The organism is Mycobacterium sp. SMC-13 (assembly GCF_045311035.1).
In the GTDB taxonomy this organism is placed as follows: domain Bacteria; phylum Actinomycetota; class Actinomycetes; order Mycobacteriales; family Mycobacteriaceae; genus Mycobacterium.
In genome coordinates this window covers 208,310-220,131 of sequence record NZ_JBJIAI010000010.1, presented here as the reverse complement: position 1 = coordinate 220,131, position 11,822 = coordinate 208,310, and the positions used below count along the sequence as shown (strand labels likewise).

The window sequence follows — 11,822 nt, the reverse complement described above, 5'->3', positions numbered from 1 at the left end:
TACGAATACAGACTTCGACTGCCGCCAAAAGTCATCGGCGCGCGTTAGTTTGTCCCTCATGGAGTGGCTGGCAGATCCTGCCTTTTTCGGCGGGCCCGGGCAGGGCTCGCGACAGATCATCGAACTCGTGGTCGCGTTCGGCCTGACCGCACTGATCGGACTGGAACGAGAAATTCAGGGCAAGAGTGCTGGCCTGCGCACGCAGACGATCGTCGGCACTGCGGCCGCCTTGATCATGCTGGTGAGCAAGTACGGGTTCGGCGACGTGCTGACCCCCGGCCTCGTCGTGGTCGACCCATCACGTGTGGCGGCCCAGATCGTCTCGGGCATCGGCTTCCTCGGTGCGGGCATCATCATCGTGCGCCGGGGCTCGGTGCACGGCCTGACCACCGCCGCGTCGGTGTGGGAGTCGGCGGCGATCGGCATGGCGGCCGGCGCCGGACTGTTACTGCTCGCGTCGGTGATGACCGCGATGCACCTGCTGATCATCGTGGGCTTCATGCCGCTGGCACGACGACTGGCTTCGCGACTGGGCGGGTCGGTCCGCCTGCACATCACCTACGCCGACGACCGCGGCGTCCTACGAGATGTGTTGCAGGCGTGTGGCCGGCGCGACTGGCAGATCACCGACCTCGAAACCGATCCGCCCGGGGAACCGCTCGGCGCACCACCCGGCCATGTCGGGGTGCAGCTGACGCTCGGCGGCGCCGGCGTCCTACGGGCCGCGTCGGTGCTGGCTCTGATCGATGGCGTGGCGGGTATTCGCCAACTGCAGGAAGACCCCGATTAACCGATCGCCCGGCTGACGTGTCCGGCGATCAGCTCGTACACGCCGCGCGTGACGTCCGTCGCGTTACTCATGATGTTGTAGCCGTGGTCGACGCCGGGCACCTCGTGGTACTCCGCCAGGGCACCGACGGCGTCCAGCTTCTGGGCATACCGCCATGCCTCATCGCGCAGCCGGTCGTACTCAGCGGTGACGATCAACGCGGGAGCGATGCCGCCGATGCCGTCGGCGTTGTTGCCCCAGGCCGGCGAGGCCAGCCGATCGCGGCGCTGCGCGGGGTCCGGGATGTACGCGGTGTCGAACACTTCGCTCATCCACGGCCGCATGATTGCCTTGGCACCCAACGGAGAATGCTTGTCCTTGCTCGCCGTCACCAGATCCAGTGGCGCATAGTGCAACATCTGCATCTTGAGCTCGGGTCCGCCCTGCTCAGACGCGAGCCGAGCCGCGGCCGCCGACAGACTGCCGCCCGCGCTCTGACCTCCTACGCAGAGCTTGCTGCCGTCCCACTCGCGTACGGCAGCCGATGCCCAGACCAGAACGTCGTACACCTGCTCGACGGGCGTCGGAAACCGGTGTCCCGGCGCCAGCACGTAATCCGTATTCACCACAACCACATTCGCGTGCGCGGCAAGGAAACGGCACCAGGGATCGTCCTGTTCACGGTGGCCGACGACGAAGCCACCACCATGGACGTTCACGTAGACGCCTGCCGCCTGGCCACTCGGCTCTGGCCAGTACACCGTTGCCGCCGTGTCGCCGTGCCGGGTCGGAATCACCACCGGCGTTGTGTTGCCGGGGATTTCAGGAAATCGAACGCCCGGTTTCGGCGCGGGATTGATGGTCGACGAGAACAGCCGTGCGACAGCGTCAGCGACGACGGGCCTGGCAAGGATTGACACGAAACCGACTGTACCGACGCCGGACCCGAAGCCGTCGAACGCGACTAACCCACGCCCTTACCGGCCCGGAACGACGCCACGCCACCGAGTGCCGCGAGCCCGGCGAAGACGGCGAACAACCAACTGGCCCCGACGGCATCGGGCCGATCGACCGTGTTGACGACGATGCCGGCCAGGCCGGCACCGAACGCCCCACAGATCAGCTGCACCGTGTTGATCGCTGCCGCGGCCACCGTGCCCTGCGCGGGATCGTCGACCCGCCCCATCGCCCACACCGACAGGTGGGGCCACGCCATACCGACGCCGATGCCGGTGACCAGCAGCGAGAACGCCCAGACCGCGACCACCGCCGGTGACGCCCCGTCGACCTGGCTCAGCGCCGCGGCGGCCAGCCCGATCGCCATCACCAACGGCGCCGCCGCCACGATGCGTACGGTCCGGCCGGGTGTGGTGACCGAGGCACTGACGATCTCACTCACCGTCCAGCCCACGCTCAGCGCCACCGCGAGAAAGCCCGCAGCCAACGGCACCAGACCGGCCAGCCGCTGCCCGTACAGCGGCACGTACATGTCGGCCATGGTGGCCGCCATCAATACGCCCAGGGTCACATATATCCACTTGAACGGGCCGGGCCCGTACGCGGTCTGCGGCAGTACGCTCACCGGCATCCGGCGGTCCACGACGATGAAGATCCCGACCAGCGCCACGCCGGCAGCCAGCAGCACCACCATCACCGGCACGCTGCGCTGGATGCCCGCGACACTGATCGCCATGGCCGCGCAGCCGAGAATCACCAACGACCACAGCGGAATCCGGAACGGCTCACGTTCACGATCAGCGGACCTGCCCGGCAGGCTCAACGGCACCAGGACCATCACCGCGACGGTGAGGATCGCCAGCGCGCCGAACGCCCAGCGCCACACGCCCAATTGCGCGAACAAGCCGCCGGCCGACGGGCCGAGCAGCGTGCCGACACCCCACATCGCCGACACCAGGGCCGACGCCTTCGGCCAAAGCGATTGCGGCAGAGCCGTGTTGATGACTGCGTACCCCAGTCCGGCCAGTGTGCCACCCGCGGCGCCCTGCACCACGCGGCCCGCGAGCATCACCTCCATGGTCGGCGCCAGGGCACACATGAAGCTGCCGAGCGCGAAAACGCTGAACCCCAACAGATAGGCCCGCCGCGGGCCGAACCGGGCCACCATGCCGCTGACGGTCGTTGCCGCCATCACCGACGCCACCAGGTACACCGTCGTGACCCACGCGTACAGCCGCCCGCCGCCGATGTCGTTGACGGCACTGGGCAGCAGGCTGATGGTCAAGAACTCGTTGGTCGCATACAGCGCGACGCCACCGGCCAGCACCGTCGACGCACCCAGATACCTGGGCCCCAGCAGTTCCCGCCAGCTGCCGATCGTCACGGTGTCGGCGCGCATGTCGGTCACGTCCGCGACGTTAGGGGCTCAACCGTGGTTGAGGTCAAGGAGCGCTCATTTCAGTCCGGCCGCATCCATGCCGCGCAGTTCCTTCTTGAGGTCGGCCACCTCGTCGCGAATGCGGGCCGCCAGCTCGAATTGCAGGTCCCGCGCCGCGTTCATCATCTGCGCGGTGAGGTCCTTGATCAGGTCCGCCAACTCGGCACGCGGCATGTTGGCCGTGTCGCGGCCCTCGACGATGCCGGCGCTGACCGCGCGCCCCGGCTCGCCCTGGGCCCGGCGACCGCGGGAGGCATTGCGGCCCGAACCGCCAACCGGAACGGACTCGGTGGCATCCTCCGTATCAGCGGCCTCGCGGTACACCTGGTCGAGAATGTCGGCGATCTTCTTCCGCAGCGGCTGCGGGTCGATCCCGTTCTCCTCGTTGTAGGCGATCTGCTTGGCGCGGCGACGCTCGGTCTCCTCGATGGCTGCCTGCATGGAGTCGGTGATCTTGTCGGCGTACATGTGCACCTCGCCTGACACGTTGCGCGCCGCGCGACCGATGGTCTGGATCAGGCTTCGCGTCGAGCGCAGGAAGCCCTCCTTGTCGGCGTCGAGGATCGCCACCAGCGACACCTCGGGCAGGTCCAGGCCCTCACGGAGCAGGTTGATGCCGACCAGGACGTCGTAGTCGCCCAGCCGCAACTGGCGCAGCAGTTCCACGCGGCGCAGCGTGTCGACCTCGGAGTGCAGGTAGCGCACCCGGATGCCGGTCTCCAGCAGATAGTCGGTGAGATCCTCGGCCATCTTCTTGGTCAGCGTCGTGACCAGCACGCGCTCGTCGCGCTCGGTGCGCTTGCGAATTTCCCCGATGAGGTCGTCGATCTGGCCCTTGGTCGGCTTGACGACGATCTGGGGGTCGACCAGGCCCGTCGGCCGGATGACCTGCTCGACGAACTCGCCGCCGGACTGCGCCATCTCGTAGGAGCCGGGCGTCGCCGACAGGTAGACCGTCTGACCGATGCGGTCGGCGAACTCCTCCCAGGTCAGCGGCCGGTTGTCGACTGCCGACGGCAACCGGAAGCCGAAGTCGACGAGGTTGCGCTTGCGGGACATGTCGCCCTCGTACATGGCGCCGATCTGCGGCACCGTCACGTGGGACTCGTCGATGACGAGCAGGAAGTCCTCGGGGAAGTAGTCCAGCAGCGTCGCCGGTGCCGAACCGGCGGCGCGGCCGTCGATGTGCCGCGAGTAGTTCTCGATACCCGAGCAGAACCCGACCTGCTTCATCATCTCGACGTCGTAGTTGGTGCGCATCCGCAGCCGCTGTGCCTCCAGCAGCTTGCCCTGGCCCTCCAGCTGCGCGAGCCGCTCCTCCAGCTCCTGCTCGATGGTCGAGATCGCCATGGCCATGCGCTCGGGACCCGCCACATAGTGGGTGGCGGGGAAGATGCGCAGCGAGTCGACCTTGCGCACCACGTCACCCGTCAGCGGGTGCAGGTAGTACAGCGCCTCGACCTCGTCACCGAAGAACTCGATGCGCACCGCCAGTTCCTCGTAGGACGGGATGATCTCGACGGTGTCGCCGCGCACCCGGAACGAACCGCGGGTGAACGCCACGTCGTTGCGGTTGTACTGGATGTCGACCAGCAGGCGCAGCAGCCCGTCGCGCGGCACGTCGTCGCCGACCTTGAGCTCGACGGAGCGGTCCATGTACGACTGCGGGGTACCCAGGCCGTAGATGCACGACACCGAGGCCACCACCACGACGTCGCGGCGTGACAGCAGGCTGGACGTCGCCGAGTGCCGCAGCCGCTCGACGTCGTCGTTGATCGAGCTGTCCTTCTCGATGTAGGTGTCCGTCTGGGCGATGTACGCCTCGGGCTGGTAGTAGTCGTAGTACGAGACGAAGTACTCGACGGCGTTGTGCGGCAACATCTCCCGCAGCTCGTTGGCCAGCTGGGCAGCCAGCGTCTTGTTGGGCGCCATCACCAGGGTGGGGCGCTGCAGCCGCTCGATGAGCCAGGCGGTGGTCGCGGACTTACCGGTACCGGTGGCGCCGAGCAGCACCACGTCGCGCTCGCCGGCGGCGATCCGGCGCTCGAGTTCGTCGATGGCTGCCGGCTGGTCACCCGCCGGTTCGTACTGGCTGACCACTTCGAAGCGCCCGCCGGCCCGCACCATGGCGTCGACCGGCCGGTATTCCGAGTGCGCGAGGACTGGGTATTCGGTCGCGAAGGCCATGAGTACCAGGGTAGAGGCGGGCACCGACAGGCGCTGCCGGTCGCCGGACGAGCGCGTACGCTGGCGCCATCCACGCACCCAAGCACGAGACGTTCGACCTGGCCGCCCGCACGAACACCGATCCCAAAGGCATCGTGCGGGCTGTCGACGTGTACCGGGTCGAGCCGTGGGGCCTGTACATGGCGCGCCCCACCCCCGGCCGCCCACAGTTCCACTACCTGGAGTCGTGGCTGCTGCCGTCGATCGGCCTGCGGGCCAGCGTCTTCCATTTCAATCCGGGACATGAACGCGACCAGGACTTCTATCTCGATGTCGGCCGGTTCACCGCCGGCGAGCAGGCCTGGACATGCGAGGACCACTACCTCGACCTGGTCGTCCGGTCGGGCAAGAGTGTCGAACTGGAGGACGTCGACGAACTTCTCGACGCGGTGCGTCACCACCTGTTGAGCACCGACGACGGTGAACGCGCCATCACGACGGCGACGGCCGCCATCGAAGGGCTGGCTCAGCACAATTACCAGCTGAACAATTGGCTAGCCAGTCTCGGTATGTCACTGACCTGGCGCGACGGGTAATGTCAACAACCATGACATCGATCGGGCGCGGACGACTGGCTGCGGCATCGCTGGCGTGCGCCACCGCAGTGGCCACGAGCGCCTCCCTGTTTCTCGCCACGACGGCAGCTGCCGACCCGGCTCCCCCGGCCCCGCCCGCACCGCCGGCGGTTCCGGCCGGCGACAGCGCACCGCCCAGCGCGGGACCGCACAACGTCACCTACCGGGCCCGGATCGACGGGGTGTCCCGCGGGACGCTGATCACCTATCGGCTCACCGATACGCAGCTCAATTCGGCGACGCCCTCGTTGCTCCCCGGCGAATCGTTCGAAGCCTCGGCCGTGCTGAACAACGCGGCGAACGCCGGCATGCAGGTGTCGATCCAATGGCCGTACTCGGCCAGCCTGCACTGCGAGATCCTGGTCGACGACGAGATCGTCGCCCAGGCCGACCAGTTCGTCGCCCCGCGCCTGACGCCGCAGCGCCAGGACCCCGGCTACGGCGTGCTCAGCTGCGGTTCGGTGACCGACTTCGATCCCAGCCAGCAGTACAGCGCTGAGCTACCGGGCACCCCGGCCACCCCGGCCGCGCCCGCGACGCCGGTCGCACACTAAGTGCGCCAACCGGTTTGGTCGGCCCAGGCCCAGGCCCGTCGGTACGCACCGGCGAGCCAGGGCTCCTTGGCGTCGGCGTACTCGCCGCTGGTAGCTGGCGCGGCAGCCATCGCATCGTGCTTGAGCGCCAGGTACTCGACCCGCTCGTCGGGGTTGGCGGCGAGCCACACCGGGAACAGCAGGGCGAACTGCTGGCCCGGCCAGCCGTCGACCCGGATGTGCACGTTGGTCGGCCGGCCGGGATCGGCGGACGCGTGAAAGCGCTTCTGCCACAACGTCTTGTCGTCGGTGTGGGCCACGTCTGCGGTGATGTCCGCGACCCGGGGGTAGCCGGCGGCCAGCAGCAGATCGGTGAGCTCGTCGGCCACGTCGAGCGACTTCACCGTCACCTGGATGTCGATGACGTCCTTGGCGTCCAGGCCCGGCACCGCCGTCGACCCGATGTGGTCGACCCGCACCGCCCGGTGGCCGCATGCGGTGTTCAGCCGGGCCACGATGCGGCGGGCCTGTTCGGGCCACGTCTCGTCGTACGACACCACGGCCGGTACGACACTGGCCGGCACGCCGGCCTGCACGTTGCGCGCGAACGGGACGATGCGCTGCTCCCACAGCTCGCGGGCCGCGGCCGCCAGTTCGTCGGCGCTGCCGTGGTTGTCCAGCCAGACGTCCGCGACGGCCTGTCGCTGTTCGACGGTCGCCTGCGCCGCGATGCGGGCGCGGGCGTCCGCCTCCGAGAAGCCGCGGTGTTCGACCAGCCGCGCGACCCGCACGTCCTCGTCGGCGTGCACCATGACGACCAACGGGAACAGCGGCGCCATCTGCGACTCGACGAGCAGCGGAATATCTTCCACCACAACCGAACCCACCGGCGCGGCGTCGATGAGCTCGGCACGGCGCTTGCCGACCAGCGGGTGCACGATGCCGTTGAGGGTCTTGCGCTTCTCCTCGTCGCTGAACGCCACCGCGGCCAGCGCCGGCCGGTTGAGCGAACCGTCGGGCAGCAGGATGTCCTCGCCGAAGGCCGCCACCAGGGCGGCCAGCCCCTCGGTGCCGGGCTCCACCACCTCGCGGGCGATCACGTCACCGTCGACGACGATGCCGCCTTCGGCTGCGAAGGTCGATGACACAGTGGATTTTCCGGCGCCGATGCCGCCGCTCAGTCCGATACGAAGCACGGCTTCAGTGTGTCAGGTGCCCCGCTCACCTCAGCCGCGGACTCCGGTCATCTCGATGACCGCCCGCTCCAACGTGGTTTCCGCGACAGCCGCACCGCCGGCCAGGTCGACAGCCACCAGCCGCCGGGTCTGCGGGTCGCTGACGTAGGCGACGCCATCTTGTACATGCAGATTCGGCATCGGCTCATGCCAGTCCTCCGGCTCATGCCACGGCGCGATGACGCCGATGTGCGCAATACGTCGGGCGGTCTTCGCGTCGAATACGTGCAGCGCGCCGTCGGTGCCCAGAATGACCGCTTCGCCGCGCGGCCCGCGGTCCAGCGACCGGAAGCTGTAGCTGGCATCGAGGGGTACCACCGTGATCCGGCCGGTATGCGTGTCGGTGAGGGTGAACCGTTGGGGGCGTTCGAGTTTTGCGCCGGCTTCGGTCTTGTAGTCGCCGAGCACGACCGGCGACTCGGCGCTTCCCGCCTGATTGCCGATCCGCCCGTACGGGTCGGCGCTGGCAGTTTTCTGAATGGTGTTGCCGCGGACGATCAGAATGCCGTTCTGACAGCCGAACGTCAGCACACCGTCGGCGGCCGCGGCCTCGCCGTGCAGACCGGGACAGTCGTCGTTGATCGCGATCGGCCTGCCCGCGGCATCGCGGATTTCCAGACCGGTCCGCGCATGCTCGTCGCCCCGGCTCACGACCACCGACCCGTCGCCGCGAGCGACGGCGACGCCATGATGGGCGGGAACCGCGAAATGCGAAGCCACCTCGGCCTTGCCGGCGAGCAGTGCGTGCGGGTCGACGATGTCCACCGCGCCGGTGCCGTCGAAGAAGAGGGTGAGCTTGTCGTCGTGGGCCACGGCATGCCCGGGCTCGGCGCCGCTGAATCGCATACCCGTCGACCGCGGGGTGGCCGTGTAGTGGTGCCCGTGGTCGCCATGGTCGTCGGTCCAGGCGCCGAGATCGAGGACCGCGAACCCGCCGGCTTGCGACACCAGCACGTGCCGGCCGTCCGCGGCGGAATTCAGTCGCAGGAAGCCGTCGAGCGGGACGTCGCCGGCCGGTTTGAATGTCTTGGCGTCGAGCACCAGCACCCCGCCGTCATAGCTCAGGGCCAGCCGCGGGGTGCGCGCGGCCTGTTCCACCGGAGCGGCGTTCTCGGCAGGGCCGGAACACCCGGCGACGACAGCCGTCAGAAGCAGAACGGCGAAGAATTTGAGCACGCCGCCCAGCCAAGCCGTTGATGAAAATTATTGTCAAATAGATACACACGCACGTGTCGACAAAAAGAACTCCCCGGCTCGGTGAGAGCCGGGGAGTTCTTCTGTGTTGCTACTTAGGCGTTGCCGGCGAGCTTCTCGCGCAGCGCCGCCAGCTGGGCGTCGCTGGCCAGGGTGCCACCAGTCGACTCCTCGGAACGCGAGGAACCGCTGTTCGCCGGACGGGCAGCTGCCTCGGCGTCGGCCGCGGCGAACTTCTCCATCTGGGCTGTGTGCATCTTGTGGCGACGCTCGGCCTCGGCGTACCGGGCCTCCCACTCGTCACGCTGCTTCTCGAAGCCTTCCAGCCATTCGTTGCTGTCGGCGTCGAAGCCCTCGGGGAAGATGTAGTTGCCCTGCTCGTCGTAGCTGTCGGCCATGCCGTACTTCGACGGGTCGAACTCCTCGGTGTAGTCCTCGTTGGCCTGCTTGAGGCTCAGCGAGATGCGGCGACGCTCCAGGTCGATGTCGATGACCTTGACCATCGCGTCGTCGCCGACCTGGACCACCTGGTCCGGGACCTCGACGTGGCGCTCGGACAGCTCCGAGATGTGCACCAGGCCCTCGATGCCCTCTTCGACGCGGACGAACGCACCGAACGGAACCAGCTTGGTGACCTTGCCCGGGACGATCTGACCGATCGCGTGGGTGCGGGCGAAGTGGCGCCACGGGTCTTCCTGAGTCGCCTTGAGCGACAGCGAAACCCGCTCGCGGTCCATGTCGACGTCCAGCACCTCGACGGTGACCTCGTCGCCCACCTGAACCACCTCGGACGGGTGATCGATGTGCTTCCAGGACAGCTCCGAGACGTGCACCAGGCCGTCCACGCCGCCCAGGTCGACGAACGCGCCGAAGTTGACGATCGAGGACACGACACCCTTGCGGATGGCGCCCTTGGTGAGCTGGTTGAGGAACTCGCTGCGGACCTCGGACTGGGTCTGCTCGAGCCACGCGCGACGCGACAGGACCACGTTGTTGCGGTTCTTGTCGAGCTCGATGATCTTGGCCTCGATCTCCTTGCCGATGTACGGCTGCAGATCGCGGACACGGCGCATCTCGACGAGCGATGCGGGCAGGAAGCCGCGCAGGCCGATGTCGAGGATCAGGCCGCCCTTGACGACCTCGATGACGGTGCCCTTGACGGCCTCGTCCTTCTCCTTGAGCTCCTCGATGGTGCCCCAGGCGCGCTCGTACTGAGCCCGCTTCTTGGAGAGGATCAGGCGGCCTTCCTTGTCCTCCTTGGTGAGAACGAGGGCTTCGACCTCATCGCCCACGGAAACGACCTCGTTGGGGTCGACGTCGTGCTTGATGGAAAGTTCGCGAGAAGGAATGACACCTTCGGTCTTGTAGCCGATGTCGAGCAGGACCTCGTCACGGTCCACCTTGACGATGGTCCCTTCGACGATGTCGCCATCGTTGAAGTACTTGATGGTCTTGTCGATAGCGGCGAGAAAGTCCTCGGCCGAGCCAATGTCGTTGATGGCTACTTGCGGCGAGGTGATGGAGGGACTTGGCATGTGGTGGGATGCTCCGGACAGGTTGAATCGTAGGGACAAAATGGTTGGTGTTTCTCGTGATGCGTCGAGGCGTTGCCGCCTGACGTCTCACGCGCACCCGTAGCCCATGTGGACACAGGTACTTGTCGAGGGTACTAGACCCGTAGACGCAGGCCAAACGCGGTCTGCTCCACTGCAGGGGAATGCCGTTCCGCCGATAGTCTTCGTGTCGTGTATCCCGCTCCGTCGCCCGTGCCGCCGCCATATCCGTATCTGGCGCCCATGCCGCGGCGAATCCGCAAGGTCGGCGCGCCCCTCGGCGTGATCATCGGCCTGGGTGTGCTGATCGGCTGCGTCCTGATCCTGACCACGCTGACCAACCCGATCGGCATGACCATCGGATTCGTGCTGGCCAGCATCGCGACTGCGGTGGTGCTGCTGACCTACCTGTGGTTCGACCGCTGGGAGCCCGAGCCTCCGCGGCTGCTGATCTTCGCGTTCATCTGGGGTTCCTCCATCAGCGTCGTCATCTCGGTGGTCCTGGAAACCATGTCGACGCCGCTGCTCGGCAAGGACGGTTTCGCGGCGATGGCCATCGGCGCACCGGTGATCGAAGAGGCCGCCAAGGGCGCGTTCCTGCTGCTGATGATGACCGGCCGGCGCCGCAACGAGCTCAATTCGCTGACGGACTGCCTGGTCTACGCCGGTTTCGTCGCCGCGGGCTTCGCGTGGCTGGAGAACATCTTCTACATCGCCATGGGCGAGACCATCGCGCACTCCCTGCTCACCGCCGCGCTGCGGCTGATCATGGGCCCCTTCGCGCATCCGCTGTTCACCAGCATGACCGGCATCGGCGTGTACCTGGCGCTGCAGCATCGCAGCGCCGGCGCCAAGGTGCTCTACATCGGACTCGGCTACGTCGCCGCGGTGGTCATGCACATGTTGTGGAACGGCTCGACCGTCGTCGGCGCCGGCGCCTATTTCGCGGTCTACCTGTTCTGGATGGTGCCGATCTTCACCCTCGCCATCGTCACGGGCGTGCTGGGCCGCCGTCGCGAGCAGCGGGTGGTCGCCGAGAAGCTGCCGGGACTCATCGCCTCCGGCCTGATCACGCCCAACGAGGCGACGTGGCTCGGATCGATGCGGACCCGCAAGGCGGCGATCGCGACGGCGACGCGGATCGGCGGCGCGCCGGCCGGGAAATCGGTGAAGGAGTTCGCCGTGCAGGTCGTCGAGTTGGCATTCGTCCGGGACCGCATCGACCGGGGCCTGGCCGACCAGCGGACCTACCAGCTGCATGCCGAGGAGGCGTACTGGCTGACCGCCACGCGGGCGCAGGCACCGGTACTGCAGTGGCTGACCAACTACCGCGCCGTCTGAC

Annotated in this window: 10 protein-coding genes; 4 read left to right on the top strand and 6 right to left on the bottom strand. The window is 67.6% G+C overall.

Features of this window, described 5'->3' with window-relative positions; genetic code table 11:
• The first annotated feature begins 58 nt into the window (after positions 1-58).
• A complete protein-coding gene (locus ACJH6I_RS17135; RefSeq protein WP_061006759.1) occupies positions 59-790 on the top strand; it encodes an MgtC/SapB family protein in 732 nt (243 codons plus the stop codon).
• On the opposite strand, the gene ACJH6I_RS17130 is transcribed toward ACJH6I_RS17135, so the two are convergent.
• From ACJH6I_RS17130 to uvrB, 3 genes are read right to left on the bottom strand one after another with little or no spacing between them, the layout of a single operon-like run.
• On the bottom strand, positions 787-1,689 hold the full coding sequence (locus tag ACJH6I_RS17130) for an alpha/beta hydrolase (protein ID WP_133427709.1): 903 nt from the start codon (positions 1,687-1,689) through the stop codon (positions 787-789). The genes ACJH6I_RS17135 and ACJH6I_RS17130 overlap by 4 nt on opposite strands.
• 44 nt (positions 1,690-1,733) lie before the next feature.
• Complete coding sequence (locus tag ACJH6I_RS17125; RefSeq protein ID WP_406784332.1) at positions 1,734-3,125, bottom strand: MFS transporter; 1,392 nt, start codon at positions 3,123-3,125, stop codon at positions 1,734-1,736.
• Between the two features lie 54 nt (positions 3,126-3,179).
• Positions 3,180-5,351: an excinuclease ABC subunit UvrB gene (gene uvrB, locus ACJH6I_RS17120; protein ID WP_064858182.1), complete on the bottom strand. Its 2,172-nt coding sequence runs from the start codon at positions 5,349-5,351 to the stop codon at positions 3,180-3,182.
• Positions 5,352-5,419: 68 nt separating this feature from the next.
• On the opposite strand from uvrB, the gene ACJH6I_RS17115 reads away from it, so the two are divergent.
• Both ACJH6I_RS17115 and ACJH6I_RS17110 read left to right on the top strand, forming a co-directional pair.
• Positions 5,420-5,926: a DUF402 domain-containing protein gene (locus ACJH6I_RS17115; RefSeq protein WP_406784331.1), complete on the top strand. Its 507-nt coding sequence runs from the start codon at positions 5,420-5,422 to the stop codon at positions 5,924-5,926.
• 11 nt (positions 5,927-5,937) lie between these two features.
• Complete coding sequence (locus ACJH6I_RS17110; RefSeq protein WP_406784322.1) at positions 5,938-6,519, top strand: hypothetical protein; 582 nt, start codon at positions 5,938-5,940, stop codon at positions 6,517-6,519.
• Here the strand turns inward: ACJH6I_RS17110 and coaE are convergent.
• The 3 genes from coaE to rpsA all read right to left on the bottom strand — a co-directional run bounded on the left by coaE (position 6,516) and on the right by rpsA (position 10,462).
• Complete coding sequence (gene coaE, locus ACJH6I_RS17105) at positions 6,516-7,694, bottom strand: dephospho-CoA kinase (protein WP_406784321.1); 1,179 nt, start codon at positions 7,692-7,694, stop codon at positions 6,516-6,518. The two genes, ACJH6I_RS17110 and coaE, sit on opposite strands and share 4 nt — an antisense overlap.
• Positions 7,695-7,724: 30 nt before the next feature.
• Positions 7,725-8,909 (bottom strand): hypothetical protein, encoded by a 1,185-nt coding sequence (locus ACJH6I_RS17100; RefSeq protein ID WP_406784320.1) that lies wholly within the window; start codon positions 8,907-8,909, stop codon positions 7,725-7,727.
• Positions 8,910-9,022: 113 nt separating this feature from the next.
• Positions 9,023-10,462 (bottom strand): 30S ribosomal protein S1, encoded by a 1,440-nt coding sequence (rpsA, locus tag ACJH6I_RS17095; protein WP_406784319.1) that lies wholly within the window; start codon positions 10,460-10,462, stop codon positions 9,023-9,025.
• Positions 10,463-10,723: 261 nt separating this feature from the next.
• Here rpsA and ACJH6I_RS17090 point away from each other — a divergent pair, with 261 nt between their 5' ends.
• Complete coding sequence (locus ACJH6I_RS17090) at positions 10,724-11,821, top strand: PrsW family intramembrane metalloprotease (protein WP_064858187.1); 1,098 nt, start codon at positions 10,724-10,726, stop codon at positions 11,819-11,821.
• The last annotated feature ends 1 nt before the right edge of the window (position 11,822 follow it).

Excerpts from the sequence above, each read along its gene's own strand:
- ACJH6I_RS17135 (WP_061006759.1), top strand. The coding sequence starts at position 59 with ATGGAGTGGCTGGCAGATCCTGCCTTTTTCGGCGGGCCCGGGCAGGGC.
- ACJH6I_RS17125 (WP_406784332.1), bottom strand. The coding sequence starts at position 3,125 with ATGCGCGCCGACACCGTGACGATCGGCAGCTGGCGGGAACTGCTGGGG.
- uvrB (WP_064858182.1), bottom strand. The coding sequence starts at position 5,351 with ATGGCCTTCGCGACCGAATACCCAGTCCTCGCGCACTCGGAATACCGG.
- ACJH6I_RS17110 (WP_406784322.1), top strand. The coding sequence starts at position 5,938 with ATGACATCGATCGGGCGCGGACGACTGGCTGCGGCATCGCTGGCGTGC.
- rpsA (WP_406784319.1), bottom strand. The coding sequence starts at position 10,462 with ATGCCAAGTCCCTCCATCACCTCGCCGCAAGTAGCCATCAACGACATT.
- ACJH6I_RS17090 (WP_064858187.1), top strand. The coding sequence starts at position 10,724 with ATGCCGCGGCGAATCCGCAAGGTCGGCGCGCCCCTCGGCGTGATCATC.